Source organism: Pseudomonas sp. 30_B, assembly GCF_017491605.1.
Taxonomy (GTDB): domain Bacteria; phylum Pseudomonadota; class Gammaproteobacteria; order Pseudomonadales; family Pseudomonadaceae; genus Pseudomonas.
In genome coordinates, this window is record NZ_JAFGYY010000021.1 from 47,327 (window position 1) to 73,165 (window position 25,839).

Annotated in this window: 21 protein-coding genes and 1 tRNA gene; 12 read left to right on the forward strand and 10 right to left on the reverse strand. The window is 64.2% G+C overall.

Annotation, left to right across the window (positions count from 1 at the left end; translation table 11 throughout):
* Nucleotides 1-3,906 (forward strand): tandem-95 repeat protein (locus tag J5M67_RS20895; RefSeq protein ID WP_207887234.1); only part of this gene is annotated, 3,906 nt, incomplete at its 5' end.
* Between the two features lie 114 nt (nt 3,907-4,020).
* Entirely contained in the window at nt 4,021-4,353 is a 333-nt protein-coding gene (locus tag J5M67_RS20900; RefSeq protein ID WP_207887235.1) for a tryptophan synthase subunit beta, read from the forward strand.
* 514 nt (nt 4,354-4,867) lie between these two features.
* Here J5M67_RS20900 and lapD read toward each other — a convergent pair.
* From lapD to J5M67_RS20915, 3 genes are all read right to left on the reverse strand, one after another.
* On the reverse strand, nt 4,868-6,811 hold the full coding sequence (gene lapD, locus J5M67_RS20905; protein WP_207887236.1) for a cyclic di-GMP receptor LapD: 1,944 nt from the start codon (nt 6,809-6,811) through the stop codon (nt 4,868-4,870).
* Nucleotides 6,812-6,826: 15 nt separating this feature from the next.
* Nucleotides 6,827-7,477: a cysteine protease LapG gene (lapG, locus tag J5M67_RS20910; protein ID WP_243434794.1), complete on the reverse strand. Its 651-nt coding sequence runs from the start codon at nt 7,475-7,477 to the stop codon at nt 6,827-6,829.
* 190 nt (nt 7,478-7,667) lie between these two features.
* Nucleotides 7,668-9,641: an alkyl/aryl-sulfatase gene (locus J5M67_RS20915; protein ID WP_207887238.1), complete on the reverse strand. Its 1,974-nt coding sequence runs from the start codon at nt 9,639-9,641 to the stop codon at nt 7,668-7,670.
* 97 nt (nt 9,642-9,738) lie between these two features.
* Here J5M67_RS20915 and J5M67_RS20920 point away from each other — a divergent pair, with 97 nt between their 5' ends.
* Nucleotides 9,739-10,650, forward strand: coding sequence for a LysR family transcriptional regulator (locus J5M67_RS20920; RefSeq protein ID WP_207887239.1), 912 nt, complete (start codon nt 9,739-9,741; stop codon nt 10,648-10,650).
* 10 nt (nt 10,651-10,660) lie between these two features.
* On the opposite strand, the gene J5M67_RS20925 is transcribed toward J5M67_RS20920, so the two are convergent.
* Nucleotides 10,661-10,837: a hypothetical protein gene (locus J5M67_RS20925; RefSeq protein WP_207887240.1), complete on the reverse strand. Its 177-nt coding sequence runs from the start codon at nt 10,835-10,837 to the stop codon at nt 10,661-10,663.
* 122 nt (nt 10,838-10,959) lie between these two features.
* Nucleotides 10,960-11,217: a DUF1145 domain-containing protein gene (locus J5M67_RS20930; protein ID WP_207887241.1), complete on the reverse strand. Its 258-nt coding sequence runs from the start codon at nt 11,215-11,217 to the stop codon at nt 10,960-10,962.
* Between the two features lie 258 nt (nt 11,218-11,475).
* Between J5M67_RS20930 and J5M67_RS20935 the strand changes: the two genes are divergently transcribed.
* The 6 genes from J5M67_RS20935 (at nt 11,476) to J5M67_RS20960 (ending at nt 16,802) form a co-directional block, all read left to right on the forward strand.
* Nucleotides 11,476-12,552, forward strand: coding sequence for a DUF2157 domain-containing protein (locus J5M67_RS20935; RefSeq protein ID WP_207887242.1), 1,077 nt, complete (start codon nt 11,476-11,478; stop codon nt 12,550-12,552).
* On the forward strand, nt 12,549-13,394 hold the full coding sequence (locus tag J5M67_RS20940) for a DUF4824 family protein (protein WP_207887243.1): 846 nt from the start codon (nt 12,549-12,551) through the stop codon (nt 13,392-13,394). Before J5M67_RS20935 ends, J5M67_RS20940 begins: the two co-directional genes overlap by 4 nt.
* Before the next feature lie 92 nt (nt 13,395-13,486).
* Nucleotides 13,487-13,717, forward strand: a complete 231-nt coding sequence (locus J5M67_RS20945) for a cysteine-rich CWC family protein (RefSeq protein ID WP_207887244.1) — start codon at nt 13,487-13,489, stop codon at nt 13,715-13,717.
* The gene (locus tag J5M67_RS20950) at nt 13,717-14,412 is read left to right on the forward strand and encodes a pseudouridine synthase (RefSeq protein WP_207887245.1); all 696 of its coding nucleotides are present in this window, start codon (nt 13,717-13,719) and stop codon (nt 14,410-14,412) included. The genes J5M67_RS20945 and J5M67_RS20950 overlap by 1 nt, the downstream gene beginning before the upstream one ends.
* A gap of 200 nt (nt 14,413-14,612) precedes the next feature.
* Nucleotides 14,613-15,665 (forward strand): L,D-transpeptidase, encoded by a 1,053-nt coding sequence (locus J5M67_RS20955; protein WP_207887246.1) that lies wholly within the window; start codon nt 14,613-14,615, stop codon nt 15,663-15,665.
* 390 nt (nt 15,666-16,055) lie between these two features.
* A complete protein-coding gene (locus J5M67_RS20960; RefSeq protein WP_207887247.1) occupies nt 16,056-16,802 on the forward strand; it encodes a murein L,D-transpeptidase catalytic domain family protein in 747 nt (248 codons plus the stop codon).
* A gap of 157 nt (nt 16,803-16,959) precedes the next feature.
* Here J5M67_RS20960 and J5M67_RS20965 read toward each other — a convergent pair whose 3' ends face one another.
* The gene (locus J5M67_RS20965; RefSeq protein WP_207887248.1) at nt 16,960-19,833 is read right to left on the reverse strand and encodes an HD domain-containing phosphohydrolase; all 2,874 of its coding nucleotides are present in this window, start codon (nt 19,831-19,833) and stop codon (nt 16,960-16,962) included.
* A 2-nt stretch (nt 19,834-19,835) separates the two neighbouring features.
* A complete protein-coding gene (locus J5M67_RS20970) occupies nt 19,836-20,669 on the reverse strand; it encodes an ABC transporter substrate-binding protein (RefSeq protein WP_207887249.1) in 834 nt (277 codons plus the stop codon).
* A gap of 502 nt (nt 20,670-21,171) precedes the next feature.
* Between J5M67_RS20970 and J5M67_RS20975 the strand changes: the two genes are divergently transcribed.
* Both J5M67_RS20975 and J5M67_RS20980 read left to right on the forward strand, forming a co-directional pair.
* Nucleotides 21,172-22,065 carry an alpha/beta fold hydrolase gene (locus J5M67_RS20975; RefSeq protein WP_207887250.1) on the forward strand — a complete coding sequence of 298 codons (894 nt, stop codon included), beginning with the start codon at nt 21,172-21,174 and terminating at the stop codon, nt 22,063-22,065.
* A 151-nt stretch (nt 22,066-22,216) separates the two neighbouring features.
* A tRNA-Gly gene (locus tag J5M67_RS20980) sits at nt 22,217-22,290 on the forward strand.
* 157 nt (nt 22,291-22,447) lie between these two features.
* On the opposite strand, the gene J5M67_RS29950 is transcribed toward J5M67_RS20980, so the two are convergent.
* On the reverse strand, nt 22,448-22,618 hold the full coding sequence (locus J5M67_RS29950; RefSeq protein WP_368735945.1) for a hypothetical protein: 171 nt from the start codon (nt 22,616-22,618) through the stop codon (nt 22,448-22,450).
* A gap of 274 nt (nt 22,619-22,892) precedes the next feature.
* Here J5M67_RS29950 and J5M67_RS20985 point away from each other — a divergent pair, with 274 nt between their 5' ends.
* Nucleotides 22,893-23,102, forward strand: coding sequence for a cold-shock protein (locus J5M67_RS20985; RefSeq protein WP_207887251.1), 210 nt, complete (start codon nt 22,893-22,895; stop codon nt 23,100-23,102).
* A 351-nt stretch (nt 23,103-23,453) separates the two neighbouring features.
* On the opposite strand, the gene J5M67_RS20990 is transcribed toward J5M67_RS20985, so the two are convergent.
* A complete protein-coding gene (locus tag J5M67_RS20990; protein WP_207887252.1) occupies nt 23,454-24,443 on the reverse strand; it encodes a tyrosine-type recombinase/integrase in 990 nt (329 codons plus the stop codon).
* On the reverse strand, nt 24,443-25,738 hold the full coding sequence (locus tag J5M67_RS20995) for a hypothetical protein (RefSeq protein WP_207887253.1): 1,296 nt from the start codon (nt 25,736-25,738) through the stop codon (nt 24,443-24,445). Before J5M67_RS20995 ends, J5M67_RS20990 begins: the two co-directional genes overlap by 1 nt.
* Between the last annotated feature and the right edge of the window lie 101 nt (nt 25,739-25,839).

The window sequence follows — 25,839 nt, forward strand, 5'->3', positions numbered from 1 at the left end:
ACCGCCAGCGGCAACGAAGACTCGCCGATCACCGTCAACCTCTCGGGTTCGGACATCGACGGCACCGTCGATCACTTCGTCATCCAGAGCCTGCCGGCCAACGGCACCCTGATGCTCAATGGCGTGGCATTGAATATCGGCGACAACGTCCCGGCCACCGGCAACGCTGCCAGCCTGACCTTCACTCCCAACGCCAACTGGAACGGCGATACCAGCTTCCAGTTCGCCGCCGTGGACAACCAGAACCTGGCTGACGCCACCCCGGCCACCGCCACCATCCACGTGGAACCGGTCAACGACGCCCCGGAAACCAACCCCACCACCGCCAGCGGCAACGAAGACTCGCCGATCACCGTCAACCTCTCGGGTTCGGACATCGACGGCACCGTCGATCACTTCGTCATCCAGAGCCTGCCGGCCAACGGCACCCTGATGCTCAATGGCGTGGCGCTGAACATCGGCGACAACGTCCCAGCCACCGGCAACGCCGCGAGCCTGACCTTCACTCCCAGCGCCAACTGGAACGGCGACACCAGCTTCCAGTTCACCGCCGTGGACAACCAGAACCTGGCGGACAGCACGCCGGCCACCGCCACCATCCACGTGGAACCGGTCAACGACGCCCCGGAAACCAACCCCGCCACCGCCAGCGGCATTGAAGACTCGCCGATCACCGTCAACCTCTCGGGTTCGGACATCGACGGCACCGTCGATCACTTCGTCATCCAGAGCCTGCCGGCCAACGGCACCCTGATGCTCAATGGCGTGGCGCTGAACGTCGGCGACAATGTCCCGGCCACCGGCAACGCCGCCAGCCTGACCTTCATGCCCAGCGCCAACTGGAACGGCGACACCAGCTTCCAGTTCACCGCCGTGGACAACCAGAACCTGGCGGACAGCACGCCGGCCACCGCCACCCTCCACGTGGAACCGGTCAACGACGCCCCGGAAACCAACCCCGCCACCGCCAGCGGCATTGAAGACTCGCCGATCACCGTCAACCTCTCGGGTTCGGACATCGACGGCACTGTCGATCACTTCGTCATCCAGAGCCTGCCGGCCAACGGCACCCTGATGCTCAATGGCGTGGCGCTGAACGTCGGCGACAACGTCCCAGCCACCGGCAACGCCGCGAGCCTGACCTTCACTCCCAACGCCAACTGGAACGGTGACACCAGCTTCCAGTTCGCCGCCGTGGACAACCAGAACCTGGCGGACAGCACGCCGGCCACCGCCACCATCCACGTGGAACCAGTCAACGACGCCCCCAACGGCGCTGACAACAGCATCACCCTCAACGAAGACAGCAGCCGCTCCTTCAGCGCTGCCGATTTCGGCTTCACCGACGTGGACCAGGGTGACAGCCTGAGCGCGGTACGCATCGACGGCCTGCCAAGCGCCGGCAGCCTGAGCCTCAACGGTGTCGCCGTGACCGCCGGCCAGGTGATCGCTGCAAGCCAGTTGGGTGGTCTGGTGTTCACCCCGGCGGCCAACGCCAGCGGCAACCATTACGCCGACTTCACCTTCTCGGTGAAAGACAGCGCCGGTGCCTTCGACTCGACGCCGAACACCATCACCCTGAACGTCACCCCGGTGAACGACGCGCCGCTGTCGGCGGACGCCACGGCCAACATCCACATTGGCCAGACCTACACCTTCGGGCTGAACGACTTCGCCTTCAACGACTCCGCGGACGCCGCCAACGGCCAGCTGCAGAGCCTGCAGTCGGTGATCATCAAGTCCCTGCCGGATTCCGGCACCCTGTGGCTCAACGGCGCCAAGGTGGTGGCCGGCCAGCCGGTCAGCCCCAGCGACATCGCCAGCGGCAAGCTGACCTTCGTGCCGGACGCCGCGGGCAGCAACGCGCACTTCGACTTCGCCGTGCAGGACAGCGGCGGCACCGCCAACGGCGGCGCCGACACCTCGGCGACCCACGGCTTCGACATCCTTGTCGGGCAGATGCAGATCCCGACCATCGATCCCAACGGCGACAACAACCTGATCGGCGGCGCGGGCGATGACGTGATCCTCGGCGACGTGGGCGGCACCCTGACCGTCACCCAGCCGGGCACCAACTACAACATCGCCCTGATCGTCGATACCTCCGGCAGCATGGGCGACAGTCTGGCCGGGGCGAGCACCACGAACTACGCCGATACGCGGATGAAGCTGGTCAAGGACGCGCTGATCAAACTGGCCGACCAACTCAAGGGCCACGATGGCGTGATCAACATCGCGCTGATCGGCTTCAACAGTACCGCCAGCCTCAAGGTCAGCGTGAGCGACCTCACCGACGCCAACGTCAACAAGCTGGTCGACGCCATCGGTACATCGCAGACCCAGGGCCTGCAGGCTGGCGGCGGTACCGACTACCAGGAGGCGTTCGGCCAGGCAGTAACCTGGTTCAACGGCCAGAAGAACGGCTTCGAGAACGTCTCGCTGTTCCTCACCGACGGCGACCCGACCGAGTCCACCGGCAGCGGCACCCTGATGCAGAACACCACGAAGGCCTTCGCCGACCTGTCGGCGCTCAGCGAGGTCCGTGCGATCGGTATCGGTACCAACGTCAACGAAGCCACGCTCAAGTACTTCGACAACACCTCGGTTACAGGCACTGGTTCGGTGACCTACTACAAGGGCACTACCCTGTTCGACTTCGAGGGCAGTACCGCATTGCCCAGCGGATGGACCGGGAACACCGATGGCAACGGTTCGGTCAGCATCAGTAGCGGCAAGCTGCAAATGATGGACACCCACGTGAAGAGCGGCTCCAGCACTGTCATCAGCTCGAACCTGACGGTCGCTCAGGGCAAGACCTCGACCTTCAGCTTCGACCTGGTCAAGAACATGATGAAGGGCGACCAGTTCACCTGGACGTTGGAAAAGCAGAAGGCCGACGGTAGCTGGGGCCAAGTCGACCAGAACACGCTCGACTCCAACGATAACGGCGGCACCCTCACCACCATTGCCGTCGGCGCGGGCACTTATCGCCTCGAATTCGAGCTCAATGACAACAGCGACAAGGGCAAGGACAATAACGCCACCGTCACCATCGACAACATCTCGCGCAACGACCAGGTCGCAGCCCCGGTCGGCCAGGTCGATATCGTCACCCAGGCCGACCAGCTCAACGCTGCCCTGCACGGCGGCTCCAGCAGCTCGGACCTGGCGCCCTCGGGCAACGACACCGTCCATGCCGGCTCGGGTAACGACATCGTCTTCGGTGACAGCATCAACACCGACAACCTGCCCTGGGGCGTCAACGGCAACCCGGTCAAACCTGCCGAGCTGCCGGCGGGCTCCGGCGTCAGCGCGCTGTCGGCGTTCCTCGAACTGAAGAACGGCCACGTGGCGACCTCCGAAGAGATGTACAGCTTCATCAAGGAGAACCATGCGCTGTTCAACGTCGACGGCGACACCCGTGGCGGCAGCGACAACCTCTACGGTGGCGAGGGCAACGACATTCTCTACGGCCAGGGCGGCAACGACTTCCTGTTCGGCGAGGGTGGCAACGACATCCTGTTCGGCGGCACCGGCGATGACCAGCTCACCGGCGGCAAGGGCAACGACATCCTCACCGGCGGCGCGGGTGCCGACACCTTTATCTGGAAGGCGGGCGATACCGGCAACGACACCATCACCGACTTCAAGGCCGGCGAAGGTGACCGCATCGACATCAGCGACCTGCTGCCCGATGCCGCGCAGAACGACATCCTTAGCTACCTGAAGGTGGACACCACGACCTCGACCCTGCAGGTGAGCACCACCGGCCAGATCAACAGTGGCGCGGATGTCACCATCAAGCTGAGCGGTGTCGACCTCACCACCTACGGCTCGAACCCCACCGATATCGTCAAGCAACTGGTGGCGGGCTCCGATCCCGTGGTCAAGACTGAGCATCACTGACTCCCCGTTGCCGCCAGGCGACGAAAGAGTCAGGCTCAGCCATCGCGCCAGCGGCGCCATCCTCCGGGGTGGCGCCGCTGGCGTACTTTCACTTCCGACAATGGGGACGGGCCGATGCTGTACATCCAGCGCAACGCCGAGGGAAAACTGGCGCGCGTCGAAGACGCCGAGTTCGATGGAATGACCGGAACGTTGCCGGACGACCACCCGGACATCCTGGCCTGGCAGGCCGCCGAGAGCAGCCTGCTGCACCTCAAGCAGAGCGACCTGGATATGATCCGGGTGCTGGACGACCTGATCTCGGTGCTGATCGCCAAGGGCGTCATCCGCATTACCGACCTGCCGCCGGCGGCGCGCTCCAAGCTGCTCAACCGCACCCAGGCCCGTGAGGCGCTCGGTGGGCTGACCCGGCTGATCAACGACGATGAGGAAACGGGGCTGATCTGAGGCCTGTTTTCGATCCTGGCTCGACGTTCATCGACGCGACGGAATAACCCGTAGGAGCGGGCCATGCCCGCGAAATGGCGAGGTTCAATCCGGAAGCCCCGGCAGAAGGCGAATCCCTTCGCGAACAAGGCCCTCCCCTACCAGACAGCGCTGCGCTCGGATCGGCCCTCACCCCAACCCTGGCTGCGCGCCCCGCTCCGGAGGGAGAGGGGGCTGATTGTGCCGGCTAACGCTGTGGTTTCATCCTGCACTGAACGGTCCCCTCTCCCCCTGGGAGAGGGCATCGGCTGGCACCGACGCCTCAGAAGAAGACAGTTGCTCCTACGCAGGCGGGAAGCTCACGTGCTTCCCCGTGAGAGAGGATTCATCCGCGATGGATTTCGCGGACAAGGTCCGCTCCTACGAGAGCCGTGGGCGCGATCAGGCCAGGACCGTAGGGCGTATAACGTTCGACGTTATACGCCGTTTGACCTTGATTTCAGGGCACTCCGTGCTCAGCTCGTACGGCCAGCTCTCACCACGGCGCCGGCCCACCGAACAGCTGCCCCTGCGCCCCGTGAATCCCCATCTCGCGCAATACCCGGAACTCCCCGGCCGTCTCCACCCGCTCGGCGATCAGCGGCAGGTCGATGCTGTGCGCGGCGCGCTGCATGGCTTCGATGAACAGGCGCTTGTCGTTCTCCTGGTCGATGGCGCGGATGTGGCTGCCGTCCACCTTCAGGTAGGCCAGGCCCAGGCGGGCCAGGTTGCCGATCATGCTGAAGCGCCCACCGAAGTGCTGCAGGCTCAGGCTGTAGCCCAGCTCGCGCAGGCGGCGGGTCAGGGTTTCCAGTAGCGCCTGGGCCGGCAGCTGGTCTTCCTCCAGCTCCAGGGTCAGGCGCCCGGCGAACTGGGGGTGCTGACGCAGCAGATCGAACACCCGTCCGGTGGCCCGCTCGTCGCGCAGCAGCGCCGCCGACAGGTTCAGTGCCAGCGGCCGGTCGTGCCGGGCCATGTCCGCGAGCACGCTTTCCAGCATCAGCAGGTCGAGCCGCGCGGTCCAGCCGAAACGGTCCAGCCAGGGCAGGAAGCGCCCGGCGGAGAGGTGGCCGCCCTGCCCGTCCGGCAAGCGCGAGAGCACCTTGTAGTGCAGTATCCGGGTGGGCTCGTTGCAGGCCACCACCGGCTGAAAATACAGCTGGAAGCGCTTGCGCGCCAGGGCCTCGTCCAGCAGCTGGTGCCAGCTGTGACGCTCTTCGGCCACCGGGCTCGCCCCGCCCTGCAGGAAGGCCCAGCAGCGCTCGCCCTCGCGCTCGGCCAGCGCCAGCGCTTCGTCCGCCAGCACCAGCAACGCCTGCGCCGACTCGCCGGAAACGAAGGGCACCAGCCCCATGCTCGCCACCGGACTGACGTCGCTGGCTCCGGTGCTGGCCAGGGTCGCCAGCATGGTTTCCAGGCGCATCGCCAGGGCCGGTGCATCCTCCGGAAGCAGCCCCGGCGCCAGCAGGACGAATTCGCCGCCGCGGCTGCGCGCCAGGGTCAGGCCGGCGCCCAGGCTCTGCCCGGCCAGGCGCAATTGATCGGCCACCGCCTTGAGCAGGTCATCGACGCGCTGGCCACCCAGGCGCTGGTTCAGGCCGGCCAGATCGCGCACCCGCAGGACCAGCAGCAAGCCGCTGCCCACCTGGTCCTCGGCGCTCAGCCGGGCGTGCAGCTGCATGTCGAAGAAGCGCCGGTTGCCCAGGCCGGTCAGGCTGTCCTGGTAGGCCTCGTCGCGCAGCCGTTCACTGCGTTCGGCCTGCTCCTGGAACAGTGCCTTGAGCTTCTCCACCATCTGGTTCATCGCCTGCACCACGCGGCGCAGCTCAGGCGTGCGCGGCAGCTCCGGCAGGCTGAGGAATTCGCGGCGAGCGATGGCGTGGGACTGCGCCACCATGTAATCCAGCGGTCGCAGTTGGCGGCGCAGCAGCACCGCCCCGAGCACGCCGCTGGCCAGGCCGCACAGCGCCAGCCAGAGCAGGCTGCCGAGTGCGCTCTGCCAGAGCTTGGCGATGGCGAACATCGGGTGGCTCAGCACTTCCACCCGCGCCGCCTGGGTCCAGCCACGGCTGACGATGGCGTCACCGCCGGCCGAATGCAGGCCGATCAGCGAGACGAACCACTGCGGCACGCTGGCGGCCACCGCGTCCGGTACGCCAGTGCGCTCGACGATGACCTTGCCGCTGGCCAGGTCGATCACGCGGATGCTCTCGAAGTAGCCGCTGTCGAAGATCGAGCTGACCATCAGCTCGACCATCGCCGGGTCATCAATGTTCGGCGTCAGCGACAGCCCCAGCGCCGTCGCGGCGTCCTGGGCATGGGAGCGCAGCTGGTTGACGTACTGCTCGCGGGAGCTTTCCAGGCCGACCATGAAGCTGCCGCTGAAGGCGACCACCAGGAACAGGCAGATGGCGATGAGCAATTGCTTGAACAGGGACATCGTGTCTCCACGCTCTCATTCGTTCAGGGGAAAGCCTTCGGCTTTCATTTTCTTCAGCAGGTCCTGCCAGCGAGACAGCCGCTTGCTGTCGCCGACCTGCTTGTTGCCACCGGCGCCGGCCAGCCACAGGCCCTCGCCGTTGAAGGCGTACACCGGCTGCAGATCGGTGCGCTGGCTGGCCGGCAGCAGGCTGCCGATCAGGTTGTCCAGCACCAGCGGCACCGCATCGGGGCGGGGGTAGTAGGTCAGCACCATGTGCGCCTGGTTCAGCCGCAGCGCCTTGACGTAGGTGATGCGCAGCTTCTGCGCCGGCACGCCGAGATGCCGCAGGCTGATGTACTTGGCGATGGCGAAATCCTCGCAATCGCCGGCACCCTTGAGCAGCGCCTCCACCGGCGTCGCCCAGTAATCCACTTCGCCCCACAGGCCGAGGTCGTCGGTGAAGCGCAGCTGGGCATTGAAGAAGCGGTTGACCGCCTGCAACTGCTCGCGCTCGGGCAAGCCGGCGGCATCCTTCAACATGCCCTGCCAGGCCTCGATGCGCACACGCCCCTCGCCGAGGGGGCCGTAGAGCGCTTCGGCGCGCTGCTCGATCAGGGGGAAGTCCCAGGCGTCCGGCTGCACACCGGCCAGCACGGCGAGCGATACCGACAGCGCCAGGAGCAGGGCTCCGGGCCGACAGCGGCGCAACGCACGGATGAAACGGCTGGACACGATCGCGACTACTCGACTGCGATGGCGCACGCCTCGCTGGGCGTACGGCGGAGCGGCATGGTGCAAGCTGGTCGCGAAAAAAACAATGGCACAATGCAATCAAGCATTGTGCCATTGGCGGTGGCGAGGGAGTGGTGCGGAATCAGCCCTTCTGCGGCGGCGTGACGATGTCGAACCAGAAGTCGAAGTCGTCGAGCATGCCGAACAGCTTCGCCAGCAGCAGCGGATTGCCCGAGCTCTTGAGCTTGCCCTCGAACACCAGCCGCACCGGCGAGACTTCCTTGAGCAGCAGGCGGTTGAGGTCGGCGCGGTCGATGGTGACGGTCTGCCCGGCGCTCTCGCTTTGCACGCCCTTGATGTTGTTCAGGTGCGAGTTCTTCAGTTCGAGCAGGTAGTGCTCGTTCCTGTCCGGCAATACCAGATTGATGCTCAGGTCCTCGCCTTCGGCCTTCTGCGCGTTCAGGCGCACGCCGAGGTAGTCGAACAGCAGGCCGGTATCCATCGCCGACAGGGCGTCCGAGCTGGTCACCCGCAGCGACGGCAGGTCACGCGGCACACCGTTGCGCAGCTCCTGCGCGGCCACCAGGTAGCTGTTGCGCCAGCCGGCGTTCTCCGCCTGGTAGCCGAGCTGTTCCAGGGCATCGGCCTGCAGGTCGCGGGCGGCCTGGTTGGACGGATCGGCGAAGACCAGCTTGTTGACCACCTCCACCACCCAGCGGTACTCGCCCTTGTCGTAGGACTGCCTGGCCAGTTGCAGCAGATGCTCGGCGCCGCCCATGAACTCCACGTATTTCTTCGCCGAGTCCTCCGGCGCCAGCGGGTTGAGGGTCGCCGGGTTGCCGTCGTAGTAGCCCAGGTACTTGTTCACCACCGCGCGGACGTTGTGGCTGACGCTGCCGTGATAGCCGCGGTTGTACCACTCGTTGGCCAGCTCCGGCGGCACCTGGAAGCGCTCGTGGATCTGGTTGATGGTCACGCCCTGGTTGGCCAGGTACAGCGTCTGGTCGTTCAGGTAACCGTACATGTCGCGCTGCTTTTCCAGGGTACGGACGATGTCGTCGTGCCCCCAGCGCGGCCAGTTGTGCACGGCGAACAGCACCTCGGCCTTGTCGCCGAAGCGGTGCAGCGCCTCGTTGATGTACTTGCTCCAGCCCAGCGCGTCGCGGGTCTCAGCGCCGCGCAGGGTGTAGAGGTTGTGCAGCGTGCCGGTGACGTTCTCGGCCATCAGCAGCGCCTTCTGCTGCGGCAGCCAGACGTTCATCTCGGCCGGCGACTCGGTGCCGGGGGTGTTCTGGAAGGTGACCGGCACGCCGTCGATCTCCAGCTCCTGCAGGTCGCCCTCGATCAGCCGGGTCGGCGCGAGGATGCTCATCGGGCCGCGCGCTGCGCCCTTGCCGATGGCCATGTCGACCTGGCCCTCGGGCCCCTTGGGCAAGGTCATGCCGTACTGGTAGGTGGCGCGGCGGATCATGGCGTTGCCGGCCAGCACATTCTCCTTGATCGCCGCCTCCATGAAGCCCTTGGGCGCGATGATCTGCACCTCGCCCTTGTCCACCTGCTCCTGGGTCACCAGCCCCTTCACCCCGCCGAAATGGTCGACGTGGGCGTGGCTGTAGATCACCGCGCGGATCGGCTTCTGCCCCAGTTCCTGGCTCACCAGCTCATAGGCCGCCCTGGCGGTGGCCGGGGTGGTCAGGGTGTCGATGACGATCCAGCCGCTCTTGCCCTCGACGAAGGTGATGTTGGCGAGATCGAAGCCGCGCACCTGGTAGATGCCGTCGGTGACCTTGTACAGGCCGTACTTCAGGTTCAGCAGGGCCTGGCGTTGCAGGCTCGGGTTGATGCTGCCGATGTCCTTGCCGTCGTTGAGGAAGTCGTAGCTGCCCAACTGCCAGGCGACGCTGCCGTCCTCGTTCTTGATCACCAGGTTCTCCGGGCGCTTGATCAGCCCCTTTTCCACCCGGTCGAAATCGGCGCGGTCGGAAAACGGCAGCGACTCGCGCACCTTCTGCTGGGCGGCGAGGGTGAACTCGGTAGGCGGCTTGGGTTGCTCGGCGGCGAGGAGCAGCCCGGGGCAGAGGCTGGCCAGCAGGATCGCGGCGGAAAGGCGGGACATCGATGGACTCCGGATTTTGTTGTTGTGCTCGCACTATGCCGGCCGTCGAGTTAATAATTCCAATGCATTCCAATTTCACAATCGATGCAGGAAGCGCATGAGCGATCTCCGCCAGCTACGCCACTTCGTCGCCCTCGCCGAACACGGCCACTTCGCCCGTGCCGCCGATGCGGTGAGCCTGAGCCAACCCGCCCTGTCGCGCAGCATCCAGGCCCTGGAAGGCCAGTTGAACTGCCAGCTGGTGGACCGCAATCCGCGCGGCGTCACTCTCACCGCCCACGGCCGGCTGGTGCTGGAACATGCCCGCCGGCTGCTGGCCGGCGACCGCGCGCTGAAGAATGCCGTGGTGCAACTGGCGGACCTGGAGACCGGCGAACTGCGCCTGGGCGCCGGCCCCTTCCCCGCCGCGCGGCTGATGCCGCAGGTGCTCGCGCGCTACAGCAGCGCGCACCCGAAGGTGTCGATCCTGCTGTCCATCGAGAACTGGAGCGAACTGCACCAGCGCCTGCTGGACGACGAACTGGAACTCTTCATCGCCGACTCCCGCGAACTGGAAGGCGACAGCCGCCTTGACATCCTGCCGCTGCGCAAGCACCGCGCCGTGCTGTTCTGCCGGCCGGGGCATCCGCTGATCGACACGCAGCCATCGGTGGAGCGCCTGCTCGACTACCCGCTGGCCGGCCCGCGCCTGCCGCGCGACGCCCAGGAAGGACTGGTGCGCAACCTCGGCCGCGAGCAGCCGCTGAGCGTGCAATGCGACGACGTGTTGTTGCTCAAGGAACTGGTGAAAGGCAGCGACGTACTCTGCCTGGCCACCTGGGACGTGGTGGCCGAAGACGTAGAGGCCGGGCGCCTGGCCGTGCTGCCCTGGCCCAAGGGTGGCGACGCCTCCGAGCGCGGCTCGGCCTACGCCCTGGTGCGTCATGCCAGCCGCAGCCTGTCGCCCGCGGCCAGCCAGTTCGTGACGATGTTGCTGGAGGAGGACGCGGCGTTTCAGGCCTCGCCCTGACGGTCATGGCTCAACGACTCCATCCCTCGTAGCGATCATGATCGCGGTCGTGGTAGTCCCGGCGGTAATCGCGGTGCGGGCGGTCACTCCAGTCGCGGTCGTGCCAGCCGCGATCGTGGTCGTGCTCGTAGACCACGCAACCGGTCAACGGAAGGATGAGCAGTACAGCAGCGAAGATGCGACGCATGGCGCCTCCTGGAACGAGCCGGCAGCCCCGCCGGAGTGCGGGGCGATAATTCTTCCGGTCTCACAGGGTCAGACATTTCTGTCAGGCGCCGGTGCGTCGTCGCAACGTAAAGCTTGGGTAAATCAGCCGTTTACAGTTTCCAGACGACGCTGACGGCGGCTCTGCAAGTGCAGCACGCCGAATAGCAGGACCTGCAGCTGCTCGCCCAGCGAACGGCGGCGCGCCAGCAGCAATACCTCGCCGACATGCACCAGCAGCATCACTCCGGAAATCCAGAGCAGAGGGCGATGCAGCTCGCCGAACGGGTAGAGGATATTGAGGACGGCGGCGAGCCAGAACATGGCCAGCGCGCCCTTGGCGAAACTCAGCAATTCGGACATGGCGGTCTTTCCTTTCGATGACGGTCGGTGGAGTCTGCCGTCCGCCCCGTCGTGAGCGCTCCTGTCTTTCGACTGGCCGACCGTTCGCGAGCAAGGACCGGGCGTCCTCCTCGGACCTACAGGTACGCATGGGCGAGCTCTTCGTAGGAGCGAGCTTGCTCGCGAACCCGGCCCCACACCGACGCCACCCGCTGAGCTCATGGAAGCCCTCCCCGCCAGGAGCTAGAGTCCAAGTATTACCCGTCGCAAGGACCGGCCATGCCCGAACTCAGCCACCAGCAGGCGCAGCGCCGTGTCGATGACATCCTGGCCTTCGAGCGGGAGCTGCAGCGCCTGAACGACGAGGGCGCCCTCACCCTGGATGCCGCACAAAGCCGACGCCTGCGTCACCACCAGCAACGCCTGCTCGCCGACTACCGCGCGCGCTTCGACATCGACCGCGACAGCCAGGACCACCGGTTGTCCCTGGGCATGCGCGTCGCCTCCTTTCTCGGCGCGCTGGCCCTGGCCGCCAGCCTGTTCTTTCTCTTCTACCAGTTCTGGGGCCTGTTCGCGGAAACCGCCCAGGTGGCCATCCTCATCACCGCCGCGCTGGGCAGCCTGCTGCTGACCCTCTGGCTGCAACGCCGCGACGCCTCCGGCTACTTCGCCAGGCTCGCCGCCATGCTGGCCTTTGCCTGCCTGGTGCTGAACGTGCTGATGATCGGGCAGATCTTCAACATCACGCCCTCGGACAAGGCCCTGCTGCCCTGGGCCGCCTATGCCCTGCTGCTGGCCTACACCTGCAACGCCCGCCTGCTGCTGGCCACCGCGTTGATCTGCGTGATGGGCTATGTCGCCGCACGGGTCGGCACCTGGAGCGGCGTGTACTGGCTGGACGTGGGCGAGCGCCCGGAGAACTTCTTCCCCGCCGCCCTGCTGATCTTCCTGGTGCCCTCGCTGATCGGCCAGGGACGCTTCGACGGCTTCGCCGCGATCTACCGGGTGTTTGGCCTGCTCGGGCTGTTCCTGCCGATGCTGGTACTGGCCAACTGGGGCGGCGGCAGCTACCTGCCGCTGGGCTTCAACACGGTGGAAAACGGCTACCAGGTATTGGGCTTCGTCGCCTCGGCACTGATCATCTGGCTCGGCGCACACCGCGAATGGCCGGAGGTGGTGAACACCGGGCTGACCTTCTTCGTGATCTTCCTCTACACCAAGTTCTTCGACTGGTGGTGGGCGGTGATGCCCAAGTACCTGTTCTTCCTCGTACTGGGCCTGTGCGCGGTGCTGATCCTGCTGGTGCTGCGCCGCCTGCGCAACGTCCACGGCCTGCTGGGAGGGAACCAGCCATGAACTGGACCCGCACCCACGCGCTGCTCGGCGGCGCCGGGCTGATCCTGCTGGTCAACGCCGTGGCCTTGGGCGGCGTGGCCTGGAACCGCTCGGGCAATCCGGACAGCCTGCCGCGCCTGAGCCAGCGCGAGCTGGCGCACAACAGCTCCTGGCACCAGGAGAACAGCGGCCTGAGCGTGCGCCTGAACTGGCGCTTCCCCAGCGAGGCCGAAGGCGCCGGCCCGCGCAGCCTCGCCTGGGAACCGCGCATCGATGCCAAGCAGATGGCCGCGCTCGGCTTCCGCATGCCCGCACAGGTGGACGACAACAGCGCCCGCCAGTTCGACCGCCAGCAATCGCGCACCGCCCTGTTGGTGCTGGAACTGGACGGCCCGCTGTACCAGCGCGAACTGCAACTGGCGCGCAAGCACCTGGACGAAGCGCAACAGGCCGCCGCCGCGGCGCCGGGCAACCAGAAGCTGGCCTATGAACTCAAGGACAGTCAGAACGCACTCAAGAGCGAGGAGAAGTACGCCAGTCGCCTGTTGCTCAAGGACGTCGGGCTCGACCAGAAGGCCCTGCGCCAGCGCTACCCGGACCGCCAGCGCTACCTGATCGTGCAGGGGCGGGTGCGGCCGATCTCGCTGTTCCACGAGCACATCTGGACCCTCGGAGGCACCGCCAGCGCCCTGGGCGTGGACAGCATCAACGTGCCGTACCGCTGGCGGCAGGTGCTGGAAGAGGACAGCTGGCAAGAAGACGAGGACCGCGAACGGATGCAGCGTTTCACCGCCGAGGTCGTCTTCGGCCAGCGCCTGGAGCCCTGGATCAACTGGATCGACATCGCCCAGCCAAAGCCCTGACCGAGGGCCGCCGCGCCGATCCGAATCCGCTTGCACCAGGCGCACCGGCGCTGCACCCTGTGCGCCCGCATCGCACCCTTCGCCTCCCGGCCATGAACGACGTTACCCCCGACCCCAGCCGCTGCCCGCTGTGCGGCCAGTCCAATCGCTGCACCCAGGCCGACCCGGCGCTGGAAGGCCAGGCCTGCTGGTGCTTCGGCGAGCGCATCGAGCGCCACGCCCTGGAGCGTATCCCGCCCGAGCTGGTCGACCGCGCCTGCCTCTGCCCGCGCTGCGCCGCCGGGCTCTCGCCGCAGAACCAGGACCGCGACGGAAACGCCTGATGCGCCTGGACCGCTTCATCGCCAACCTGCCCCGCTTCAATCGCCAGCAGGCCCGCCAACTGCTCGCCGAAGGCCGCCTGCGCGTCGACGGCCAGGTGGTGCGCGACGGCCAGCATGAAGTCCGTGAGTTCAGCCGGGTGGAACTGGACGACGAGTTGCTGCAAGCCGGCAAGCCCGCCCGCTACTTCATGCTGCACAAGCCCACCGGCTGCGTCAGCGCCACCCGCGATGCCGAACACCGTACCGTGCTAGACCTGCTGGACGAGCCGGACAAACACGAACTGCACATCGGCGGCCGCCTGGACTACAACACCACCGGCCTCCTGCTGATCACCAACGACGGTCAGTGGTCGCGACGCATGACGCTGCCGGGGCGCAAGCTGCCCAAGGTCTACTACGTCGAGACCGAAGACCCGATCGAGGCGCACTACGCGCAGACCTTCGAGCAGGGCCTGTACTTCGCCTTCGAAGACCTCACCACCCTGCCCGCGCAGCTGGAAATCCTCGCCCCGCGCGCGGCCCGCCTGACCCTGCACGAAGGCCGCTACCACCAGGTCAAGCGCATGTTCGGCCACTTCCAGAACAAGGTGACGCGCCTGCACCGCGAAAGTATGGGCAGCCTGCAACTCGACCCCGCCTTGCAGCCGGGGCAGTACCGCGCGCTGACGGCGCAGGAGATCGCCGAGCTGGGGTGAGACCACAACGCCGGTATCCCCCTGTAGGAGCGGGCCATGCCCGCGATTCGCGCGCATGGCGCGCTCCTACAAATTCCCCCCGCCGCGAGACCTGTCCCACACTCCGCCAATTCCCCCCGCAAGCCGTTCAGCCCGGCAGATTGCAGCCGCCTCGGCAGCTTGGATAAGCTCCAGTCAAACCCGCGTCCCAAGGAAAGGTGATGAAGAAACTGTCGGTCGCCCTGCTGCTCGCCCTGAGCGCCAGCTTCGCCGTCGCAACGCCGAGCAAACCCTCGCCGCTGTCCGACCTGCAGGCGGCGCTGAGGACGCTCAAGCCCGGCCAGTTCCTCTGGTATCCGGAAATCTCCCCGGCCGGCCCGGTCACGCTGGTGGTCAGCCTCACCGAGCAGCGCGCCTATGTCTACCGCAACGGCATCGCCATCGGCGTAGCGACCGTCAGCACCGGCAAGAAGGGCAAGGAAACCCCCACCGGCGTGTTCACCATCCTGCAGAAGAAGGTCGAGTACTACTCCGACCTCTACAACAGCGCGCCCATGCCCTACATGCAGCGCCTGACCTGGGACGGCATCGCCCTGCACGCCGGCAACCTGCCCGGCTACCCGGCCTCCCACGGCTGCATCCGGCTGCCCATGGCGTTCGCCAAGAAGCTTTATGAAGTCACCGGTTTCAGCACCACCACCGTGATCATCTCCGACGCCAAGAGCTCGCCGGTGGAGGTCTACCACCCCGGCCTGCTCGCCCCCATCGTCAGCGACGGACGCCCCGCCGGCCCGCACGACGACAGCGGCATGGTGACGCCGTTCTGGAGCGATCCGGGCGCGGAAAAAGGCCCGCTTTCCGTACTGATCAGCCGCGCCGACCGCCGAGCCTACGTCTACCGTGGCGGCCTGCAGATCGGCACCGCGCCGGTGTCCTTCGAGCATCCCGAGGAAAAGACCGGCGTCGCCGCCTTCTCGCTGATGACCAAGCCGACCCAGAGCGACATCGACAGCCTGAACCCCAGCCTGCGCTGGACCACCGTGCAAGTCAGCGACCCGCAGAAGGGCCTGACGCCCGCCGAGCAACTGGGCCGGTTCAGCATGGACCGCGAGTTCCTGCGCAACCTGATGGCGAGCATGGATATCGGCAGCACGCTGATCATCACCGACCTGCCATCCACCCGCACCATGCGCAGCAACCCGGACTTCACGGTGATCACCACCAACGACCGGCAGGCGGAACAGAAGCCGGTCAAGAACCAGCCGGTCAACTGATAACCCTGCAGCGGCGCAGCCTTCCCCGCGCCACGCAGCTTTCCCTCATGGCGCCGTCCGCGCGCCGTGGCGACGGGTGTCCGCTATGCTCAATAGCAAGAGGCCAGCACGGGCATCGGCGATGCGCGCTGTCCGGACCGGCGGCACTCATCCGCCTGCCACAGGGGCCGAAAAACTTCGAAACAGCAACCGTTCCAGCGATGCCATCAGGATGGCTTTCACAGCCCGGTATTCCTGAGCCAGACAGGCTTCGACAGCGTCAAGCATGCGTATTTGCCGACAGGCGGGCTAACAAATGGTTAAAAAACAACCACACCACTGGTCAAAAATCACGCACAATGCGGCGTTTCCCAGAAAAAACCATATCGATTCAACGGGAATGTCGTATTCATGCTGACTTTTTCGAAGTTGCGGGGGATCTTCCGGATCACTGTCGCCAGTGCCGCGCTATTCGCGCTCGGTAGCTGGCAGAGTGCATCCGCCGCCCGCCTGCCGACGGCCGAGGAATTGCACCGCCTCGCCCCCGCCACCGACACCGAAACGCTGCGCCTGGCGCTCAACGCCCTGCAGTGCGCCAGCACCCAGCTGGGCGGCCAGAACCAGCTGCTGACGGTGATCGACTATTCCAAGCCGTCCCGCGACAAGCGCCTGTGGGTCTTCGACCTCAAGCAGCGCAAGCTGCTGTTCGAAGAGTGGGTCGCCCACGGCAAGAAGAGTGGCGACGACATGGCCACCTCCTTCTCCAACCTCCCGGAGAGCAACCAGTCCTCCATCGGCCTCTACCAGACCGGCCAGACCTACAGCGGCAAGCACGGCCGGTCCCTGCGCCTGCTGGGCCTGGAGCCGGGCTTCAACGACAACAGCGAAGAGCGCGCCATCGTCATGCACGCGGCCGCCTACGCCGACCCGAAGGTCGTCCCCGGCCTAGGCCGCCTGGGCCGCAGCCTGGGTTGCCCGGCGGTACGCCCGCAGGTGGCGCAGAAGCTGATCGACACGGTGAAGAACGGCAGCTACGTGTTCGCCTACTACCCGCAGCAGCAATGGCTGAAAACCTCGCAGTTCCTCGCCGGGCAGAGCTGCACCGTGGCGAAGAACCCGCAGATCAACCGCTACGCGCAGAACCTCGCCAAGCGTTGAGTGACGCATCCTTGCACGTACGGGACACCGACACGTTGCTCTACAACGGCTCTTCGTAGGAGCGAGCTTGCTCGCGAACGGCTCCGCAGCGGGGTTTGTTCGCGAGCAAGCTCGCTCCTACAAGAGCAACAGCCGCGCAGGGCCCAGGGGCCACGCCCTACGCCTTCACGCCCTCCAGCACCTGCAGCATCGCCTGCACGTCCACCGCATCGATCTGTTCCGGCCGCAGGAAGCGTTCGCCGTACTCCAGGTACACCCCCTGGGTCAAGAACACCCGGAACAGCTCCGCATCGATGTGCTGGTCGCGTGCCATGAAGGCAAGGATCTTCAGCGACTCCGAGAGCGTCTTCGGGGCCTTGTACGGGCGGTCGGCGGCGGTCAGCGCCTCGAAGATATCGGCGATCGCCATCACCCGCTCCGGAATGCTCATCTGATCGCGCGACAGCTTGCGCGGGTAGCCGGTGCCATCCACCTTTTCGTGGTGGTTGGCAGCGATGGTCGGCACCCGGCGCAGATGCTTCGGCAAGGGCAAGGTGGTGAGCATCATCAGGGTCTGGACGATGTGCTCGTTGATCTTGAAGCGCTCTTCTTCCGTTAGCGTGCCGCGCCGAATGCCCAGGTTGTACAGCTCGCCGTAGTTGCTGGCGTACGGTGGCAGGCGCATGTCGAAGCCCCACACGTTGCGCGGATCGTCCTTGTCCACCGGCGGCTTGCGCTCGCCCCAGGGCACGCGGTGCTCGGGCTTGTCGGCGAGCAGGAATTCCTCCGCCGGCAGGGTCGGCTCCGGACGGCCCAGCTTGCGCTCCAGTTCATCGCGGGAGATGCCCAGGCGATCGTCGAAGTAACGCAGCCAGCGGCGTTCACCGATGCGCTTGAGGCGCTCGATATCCTCGTCCTTCATGAACTCGCCGCCGACGTTGGCCTGGGCGACGAAGGCGTAATCCTCGCGCAGCGCCTCATGCAGCGCGTCCCGCCGCGCCGCCAGCAGGCCGATGTCGTTGCCCGCCGCCATGCCACGCCAGTAGTCCAGCTCGATGTCGCGCCAGATCACCTCGAAGCGCATGCGCACCTCGTGCAGGCGGTTGTACAGCGTCTCCAGCTTGGTGGCCTTGTCCACCACGTACTCGGGGCTGGTGATCTTGCCGCAGTCGTGCAGCCAGGCGGCGATCTGGAACTCGTAGCGCTCCGCATCGCTCATGGTGAAACCGGCGTACTCGCCGTCACGGGAATCGATCACCTTCTGCAGCAGCAGGTCCGCCAGTTGCGGCACCCGCTCGCAGTGGCCGCCGGTGTAGGGACTCTTGGCATCGATCGCATCGGCCAGCAGCTTGATGATGGCATCCAGCAGACGTTGCTGGGCCTCGATCAACTGGCGGGTCTCGATGGCCACTGCCGCGGCGCCGGAGAGTTCCTCGACGAATCGCTTGAATTGCGGGCGTGGCTGGTGGCTGAGGGCGCCCTCGCCGGCCAATTGCAGGACGAGGATGCCCAGCAGCTCATCGCTGCGATTGCGCAGCGATACCTCCATGTACTGCCCGCGCTTGCTCATCGCCTGGTCCACCCGCTCGGCCAGCTGCGCCTCGGTGAAGCCTTCGATGAGCATCGACTGCGGGTACTGCTCGCCGCTCACAGAGCAGGCCAGGCGCAAGCGGCAGTCCTCGTCGTCCAGCAGGTACACGGCGCCGCCCATCACGCTGGTGGCTTCCACCAGGCGCGAAAGCACGCCTTCGAGCATGCTCTCCAGATGCGTCTCGCGGCTCAGGGTCAGGGTGATGGCCTGGAAGTTGTGGATGGTCCGCGACATGCTGCCCATCACCTGGCTCAGGTCGCGCACCTCGGCGATCTTCGACTTGACCCCGACGGGCTGGGCGAAATCGAAGGCCGCCAGGGCTCCCACCTGGTCGGCCAATGCCGTCAGCGGACGGGCGATGCGCCGGCCCAGATGCCAACCGAGCAGTAGCAGCACCAGCAGCAACGCCGCGCTCCACAGCGCCTGGTCGAACAGCATCTGGCGCGCGCCGGCCAGCAGTTCGACGGCCGGAATGGCGATCAGCACGCGCACCTCGCTGTTGGTGAAGTTCGACAGCGGCACCCAGATGCCGTACCAGGTCGCTCCGGCTGCATCGAAGGCCTGAGGCTTGCCGGCCGGTATCGAGGCGGCGTTCAGCTGGATCAGGCTGGGCACGCCCAGTTCATCCAGGGTCGCCAGGCGCAATTCCTCACCCTGATGGATCAACAGCCTGCTCAGGTCCGGATAGGCGATCACCACGCCCTTGCCGTCGACCACCGCCAGCTCGGTGTGGGCCGTCTGGCGCAGGTCGCCCATCTCGCCACCAAGGTCATTGACCGAGGCGTCCATGCCGATCACCGCCGCACCATCGACGCTGCGGTGCGCCAGGGTCAGGCCGATCTCGCGGGTAGTGAAGAACACGTACGGCTGGGTCAGCACCGTCTTGCTGGTATCGAGCGCTTCCTGGTACCACGTCCGCTGCCGGGGGTCGTACTGGTAGTCCGGCCGCTCCTGCACCCGCAGCAACTGCAGGTCCTTGTCGTAGAAACGCCATTCGCCCCGCATGGCCCCCTGGTCGTCCAGGGTCAGGCTCTGCACCAGGTACATCGAATCATCCGGCGCCTGCAGGTTACGGCGCACCTCGGGCACCCGCAGCGCACGGATCAGCATGAACTCGCCATTCGGGTAGCCGATGTAGACCGCACTCAAGGTGCGGTTGGCGCGCAGGTTCTCCACCAGCATGGGCAGGCGCTCCAGGCGTCCCGGCAGGTTGTCGATCTGCGAGATGGAGTCGTGGGTCATCAGTCGCAGCGCACTCTCGGCCGGGTCGATCAGACGGCGGATGCGCTCGTTGATGGTCGCCCCCAGCTGACTGGCCGACTCGCCCGCCGCCGTCACCAGCACGCCTTCCACGCCCCGGTAGCCCTGGATCAGCAACGCGCCCGCCAGTGCCAGCATGCTGACGATGATGGCTCCGGCCACCAGCAGCTGCAGCGGAACGCCCCGTTTGAATGCCTTCATCATCACCAGCCTCTGTCCGTTGAGCCGTAGCGATATCCGCTGTCGAGAAGTTCTGTCGCCATGGCCGGCGACGTGTTGCGTTGCATGATCCCGGCCAGGCTGCCGTCCAGCCGCATCGCCTCGATCAGACGCAGCCATGCGGCGCTCTGCGCCGGAGTGAAGCGCTTGCGCGAGAGCATCAGGTGGTGCGCCGTGGCCGGGCCTCTCATCACATCCACCACCCGGAAGCGCTCCCGCTCGCGGCGATTGGCGACGGCGCCCGCAAGGTTCAGCTCATGGCCGATCACCGCTTCCACATTGCCATTGAGCAATGCGTTGAAACGCGTCGTATCGTCGCGAAACTCCACCACCCGTCCTTCGCCCCGCAGGATGCGCAGCATGGCCTCGATATAGGGGCCATGGCGGTAGCCGGCGATCACACCGATGCGCGCGCCGGGCATGTCGTGGAAATCCTCCAGCGACTGCATGTCGCCCAACTCCACGGGCACGATCAGCTTGTTGCGCAGGTAGACGTACGGCAGCAGATAAGTGAAGGTGCGCCGCTGCGGCGTGGCAACCCCGCTGGTGCCCATTTCCAGCTCGCCGCTTTCCAGCATCCGCCAGATCTCGTAGCGCGGCCGCACGGAAGCCTCGAACCGGCAACCACTGCGCCGCGCCAGCTCGGCGATCAGATCGGCATCGATGCCACTGCCGTCTTCATGGAAAAACACCAGGTTGCGGGTATAGGCGACGCGGATCGGAGCCTCGCAGCCATAGCGATCTGCAGACATGGCTACCGCACACAGCCAGGCAGCCGGCAAGACCTGCAGTGTGCGCAGCATGGGGGGCAGTGCCATTGACCCGCTCCGTCCGTGGTATCGGCCTTGAGAGGAGCACGTCAACGACGCTCATCTGCGGGCGGGAAGAAGTGATTAACACAAAGAGTGTAATCGCCCTTCTCCAAATCGCTGGCGAGTCACAAAGATAAATGTCATTTCGTCGGATTCCCGCCCGGCAATCGCGAACAATCGTTCACGGACGGTTGCGTCGGGCAACCCCGCCTGCTTAACTCTGGCTCAAGCGTGACCGATTAGTCACACACAACGTCCAAGATCGCTTCATCGCGGCAGCCGTTCCCCAAGCCGCCCCTTCCCTGCCTGGTCAAGAGCCCTCATTCCGCGCTGGAAACGGTGCCGGAACGATATCTTTTGGCGCTGTAACCACTTGAAAATTAAGAAAATATTAAGTTTCGCCGTGTGACACGAAGCTGTCACGTCAAGGCGCTTTCCTCTGCCTGGGTACTTTCTTCGCATCCGATCGTGGGTGCGTTCCTATGACCTGCGTCTGGAGGAAAACGACATGAGGCCGGAAACCGCCGTCGTCGAGATTCAGCAACATCGGGTACACACGGAGTTCCACGCCAACAGGGAAGCGCGTCAGACCATCATCCTGGTCAACGGCTCGCTGGCAACCACTGCCTCCTTCGCGCAAACGGTGAAATACCTGCAGCCCCACTTCAACGTGGTCTGCTACGACCAGCCCTACGCCGGCAAGTCCAAGGCCCACAACGACTGCCGCGAGCCGATCACCAAGGAGTACGAGGCCGCCCTGCTGCTGGGGCTGATCGAGCACTACCAGGCCGACATCGTGATGTCCTTCTCCTGGGGCGGCGTCGCCACCCTGCTCGCCCTGGCCCAACGTCCGGCGCGCATCAAGAAGGCGGTCATCAACTCGTTCTCGCCGCTGTTCAACGCCTCCATGCTCGACTACCTGCATCGCGGCCTGGACTACCTCTCCGCCTGCGATCGCACCAACGTCGGCAACCTGGTCAACGACACCATCGGCCGCTACCTGCCGCAGCTGTTCAAGCGCTACAACTTCCGCCACGTCAGCAGCCTCGACGAGCACGAATACCGGCAGATGCACTTCCACATCTGCCAGGTGCTCCAGCTCAGCGCGGAAAGCTACATGGAGAACTTCTCGGCCATCGACATCCCGCTGCTGTTCCTCAACGGCGAGCTGGACATCTACACCACCCCGGCCGAGGCGCGCCAGTTCCAGCAACTGATCCGCGACTGCGAATTCCGCACCATCCGCAACGTTGGTCACTTCATCGACGTGGAGCACAAGCAGGGCTGGCAGGAAACCCGGGACCACCTCCTCGCCTTCCTCCAACCCCAGCGCAAACCCATGCTCGCCCCTGCGTACCAGCCCAGCTACCAGGGCATCCCGATCGCCGCCATGGTGGGCTGATGCAGCCAGCGAAGGACACCGGGGGCCGGACACCACCCACCGCCCCCGGTTATTTTTTGCGCGCCGCACCGCACGAAAGCAGCCGCCGCGACACAGCTCGCCGCCCAAGGCTTCACTAAGCCTCCGCCTTCTGGTAAAAAGGCACCCCCAAGCGGGCGTCGTATAATGGCATTACCTGAGCTTCCCAAGCTCATGACGAGGGTTCGATTCCCTTCGCCCGCTCCAGAATCCCTTGCCAAGCCCCTGAAATGCCTAGCGTTTCGGGGGCTTTGCTTTTTCAGAGCCGGGAAGCTGTCGAAAAAGTGTCGAAGCGACAAGAAAAACGATACCGCGCGAGATAGGGCCATCAGCGCCCAAGCGCCATCACAAATGCGACGAGCAATTAAGGCTCAGTCTTCTTGGCGATGTCTTTAATCCATTCTGATCTTTTAACGCTCTGCTTATATCCGAGTTTGCCAGCGCGAATTTCTTGAATTTCCCCACCCCGCGACAAAAACTCCTCAATTTTCGCGTTTATCTCCGATCTCACACGATCCAGATCCTCACTTAACATGAGACATCCTCCTATGACGGGCCAAAATAATTTCGGCCAAGTCCGACTATACCGACATCTGCACTATAAACCATCCAAATTACGACCTTCCATCCGATTTAACCTTAAGAGCTATCTATCACCGAGCGACTCTGTATTATTAAATTTGCCTGCTTTGTTTAGCGGCTCCGTTCTGATGCTTCATCTCTTGATCTACATCTCCTCGGCCACTTCACTTTGCACTCATAAAATTCTTAACCAAACGATTCGGCAGTTATTACCTTGGAGAAAAATTATGTTAGATCGCCAAACTGGAACCGTAAAATGGTTCAACGCAGAAAAAGGATTCGGTTTCATTACGCCAGAAAGCGGAAATGATATCTTCGTACATTTTAGTGAAATACAAAGCTACGGCTATAAATCCTTGGAAGAAGGCCAAAGGGTCAGCTTCTACCTAGGAATGAGCACCAAGGGCCCACAAGCCGAACAAGTTCAGGTGATGTAATACCCCCACGCTAAGGCCTCGCATATTGCTGGGCCTTCTTAAAAACATCATTTCACTAGGAGAGACAACCACACCAAAAGTTCGCCCCTAGCTGTTGCTAAACCCAGCCTCTTCTCAAAAAGCAGGTGAAGTTATGGACAACGAGCGTTTCAACCAAACTCTAAATATCGCCAGCTGCTGCCTAAGCCAAGCACTAGAAGACCTACTAATAGAAGAACTCATAACAAAAACGCCTAACAACAGGCGGCATCTTATGAAAATTAGAAGCCAGCTGGAAAACTGCTCAACAATCCTAAAATCCCTGAAGCGACAAAGAACTGAAATACTGGCAATTCCGCCGTACTTCTCTAGCTAGAGAGTGCTGAATAGAGGATTGAGCCTAACCGCTTCAGACAAATGATCCCTGGATAGATGAGCGTATCGCATCGTCATCGATAACGATGCATGCCCCAAGATGTGTTGCAACGTCACGATGTGCCCGCCGTTCATGATGAAGTGACTGGCAAAGGTATGACGTAGCACATGGCTAGCCTGTCCTCTCGGGAGCTTGATCGAGGTGGACAGCAGCACGATGCGGAACACGCCGAGGCAGTTGGTGAAAGGTCCGTGGGTCCGCCAGTGTTGGCGAATTTCCTTGGCCAACGCTTCCGAGATTGGCACCGAGCGAACACGCTTCGACTTGGTGTTGGCGAAAATGACCACGTTGCCCTTCAGCCTGTCAGGCGTAAGTGCCTGGGCCTCTCCCCATCGAGCACCAGTAGCAAGGCAGATGCGAGCGACCATCTTCGGATGCGGCGACGTAGTGCGAGCATCGAGCGCAGTCAGCAACTCGGACACCTGATGCTTGGTCAGGTATGAGAGCGGCTTTTCCTGAAGCTTTAGCGGGCGCATGCGTCCGACCGGGTTCTCGTAATCGATGGTCCCCAGTTGCCGGAGTTCGTTGTACATGGACTTGAGGTAGCCCAACCGATTGTTGGCGTACTTCCCCGACATACCCTTAGCGACTTGCAAGGAGCGCACACGGGCCACTTTGGCCGGCTCTAGGGTTGCCGCTATGGGATCGCCGAGGTCTTTCGCTATCAGCCGCAGAATCGCTACGCAACGCTTGCCATTGGCGAGAGTCTGGCCGTGCAGCTCATACCAGAGTTCGACCAGCTCCGAGAGCTTGCGGCGGTCCTTGGGCTTGATCGACCAGCTTGGGTTTTCGGCGCACTTCTGCCGCGCAGTGGCTTCGAACTGCTGCGCCTCCATCTTGGTCTTGAACCGCTTGCGGAAACGCTTTCCCTTGATCGGCTCAACGTCGACGAACCAGCGGCCATCGGGGAGCTTGGTGATGCTCATTAGATGGCATACCCCCGCTTCAAGTACCGATCATTTATGAGTCCAATGATGTGTCTTTCGAGGTCGCGAGTGCTGTAGCCCTTGGCGGTGTAGTGATCCTCGATCACATGCCAGAAGGGCAAAGTACGCCCGACCTCTAAGGCTTTTTTTGGCGGGATGCGCTCCCGTGCGATCAGGCTGGCGAACTGGCCCAGGAACATTTCGCAGTTCTTGCCGGAAAAGCCCTGCGCGGTCTTGTAGTAGCGGCGGTATTCGGTGCGCTCGATGAGCGGATCGGCCTCCACCTGCACCTGGGTATCCAGGGTGATGAGCGACCAGAACGGGTCGAACCACTTCGGGTTATCTAGCAACAGGCGGAAGCTGTCGCAGGCGTATTCCCACAGCCCTTGCAGGTGCGGGCATAGGCCCGAATAGGTGCGGCAGCCGATCACCTCACCAGAGGCCATGCGGGAGCCTTCGGAGAACTGCTGCACCACCGAGTGATGGAAGCGGAACTCGATGCGCCACACGGTTTCCAGGGGGTTGTAAGCGGGTTCGCCATCGCCGAACGGATCGCCGTTGAGAGACGCCCAAACGTTTTCCCAGTAGTCGAGCTTGTCGGTGCTCCGGGCCTGTAGCGTCTTGTTGTAGATGCACAGTTGCAGGCCGTTGGCCGAGCCGAACATAAAGGTCTCACCCCGCCCATACACCGAGGCATTGCCGTCGAACTCGATACGGTCAATGCCGCTGATCTGGCGCACCCGATGCGAGCGGCAGCGCATGCGGTCAACGAGGTCGGATGTCGGTTGCCAGCCTTGCACGTCGAGCGCGAGGTGCACGGCGCATTGGTTCACTTCGCAGCCAGCGAGGACACCAGCGGCCAGGTCATCGAGCACGCCTTGCAGAATCGCCGGATCGGCGCCATCCAGGGCATGCGGGGACACTTCAATCTTGAGGTGCGGACCGATGTTTTCGAGCTTCACGTTGTGGTTCTTGATCAGCAGGATCAGGCCCATGTCGGCATTCTGTAGGCGGTACTGGTAGCCGGAATCACGCCCTACCCTGCCCTTGGCCCACTGGTAGCCAGCGAACTCTACGATGTCTTCCGGCTCATCGAAGATCGCCATGACCTCGGGACGAATCAATCCGTTGTACAGCTGACGGACCGTGTCCACGCCACAGCGAAGCAGACGCACGCCGGAGAGGTCGGTGAATTTGGCCAACTTGTCGTCGAAGAACAAACGCCCTTCGGGCGACTCATAAATTTCCCCACCGGGTTTGAGGGTGACGCGAACTTGATGCTGTGGCTTGGTCATTGGAAACACTCCAAATAGGAACAAAACGAAACAGTGATCAGTGGGTTATCCGACGTGTTACAGGGTCGTCGGTCGGCCCCGCCGGGCCGTTTGCGGGTGGC

Bases quoted from the DNA above. Each gene is read 5' to 3' on its own strand.
- J5M67_RS20920 (WP_207887239.1), top strand. From the start codon at position 9,739: ATGAGCGATCTCCGCCAGCTACGCCACTTCGTCGCCCTCGCCGAACAC.
- J5M67_RS20960 (WP_207887247.1), top strand. From the start codon at position 16,056: ATGCTGACTTTTTCGAAGTTGCGGGGGATCTTCCGGATCACTGTCGCC.
- J5M67_RS20940 (WP_207887243.1), top strand. From the start codon at position 12,549: ATGAACTGGACCCGCACCCACGCGCTGCTCGGCGGCGCCGGGCTGATC.
- J5M67_RS20995 (WP_207887253.1), bottom strand. From the start codon at position 25,738: ATGACCAAGCCACAGCATCAAGTTCGCGTCACCCTCAAACCCGGTGGG.
- J5M67_RS20930 (WP_207887241.1), bottom strand. From the start codon at position 11,217: ATGTCCGAATTGCTGAGTTTCGCCAAGGGCGCGCTGGCCATGTTCTGG.
- J5M67_RS20965 (WP_207887248.1), bottom strand. From the start codon at position 19,833: ATGAAGGCATTCAAACGGGGCGTTCCGCTGCAGCTGCTGGTGGCCGGA.
- J5M67_RS20945 (WP_207887244.1), top strand. From the start codon at position 13,487: ATGAACGACGTTACCCCCGACCCCAGCCGCTGCCCGCTGTGCGGCCAG.
- J5M67_RS20970 (WP_207887249.1), bottom strand. From the start codon at position 20,669: ATGGCACTGCCCCCCATGCTGCGCACACTGCAGGTCTTGCCGGCTGCC.
- J5M67_RS20990 (WP_207887252.1), bottom strand. From the start codon at position 24,443: ATGAGCATCACCAAGCTCCCCGATGGCCGCTGGTTCGTCGACGTTGAG.
- J5M67_RS20935 (WP_207887242.1), top strand. From the start codon at position 11,476: ATGCCCGAACTCAGCCACCAGCAGGCGCAGCGCCGTGTCGATGACATC.
- J5M67_RS20975 (WP_207887250.1), top strand. From the start codon at position 21,172: ATGAGGCCGGAAACCGCCGTCGTCGAGATTCAGCAACATCGGGTACAC.
- J5M67_RS20955 (WP_207887246.1), top strand. From the start codon at position 14,613: ATGAAGAAACTGTCGGTCGCCCTGCTGCTCGCCCTGAGCGCCAGCTTC.
- J5M67_RS29950 (WP_368735945.1), bottom strand. From the start codon at position 22,618: ATGTTAAGTGAGGATCTGGATCGTGTGAGATCGGAGATAAACGCGAAA.
- J5M67_RS20925 (WP_207887240.1), bottom strand. From the start codon at position 10,837: ATGCGTCGCATCTTCGCTGCTGTACTGCTCATCCTTCCGTTGACCGGT.
- J5M67_RS20915 (WP_207887238.1), bottom strand. From the start codon at position 9,641: ATGTCCCGCCTTTCCGCCGCGATCCTGCTGGCCAGCCTCTGCCCCGGG.
- lapD (WP_207887236.1), bottom strand. From the start codon at position 6,811: ATGTCCCTGTTCAAGCAATTGCTCATCGCCATCTGCCTGTTCCTGGTG.
- J5M67_RS20985 (WP_207887251.1), top strand. From the start codon at position 22,893: ATGTTAGATCGCCAAACTGGAACCGTAAAATGGTTCAACGCAGAAAAA.
- J5M67_RS20900 (WP_207887235.1), top strand. From the start codon at position 4,021: ATGCTGTACATCCAGCGCAACGCCGAGGGAAAACTGGCGCGCGTCGAA.
- J5M67_RS20950 (WP_207887245.1), top strand. From the start codon at position 13,717: ATGCGCCTGGACCGCTTCATCGCCAACCTGCCCCGCTTCAATCGCCAG.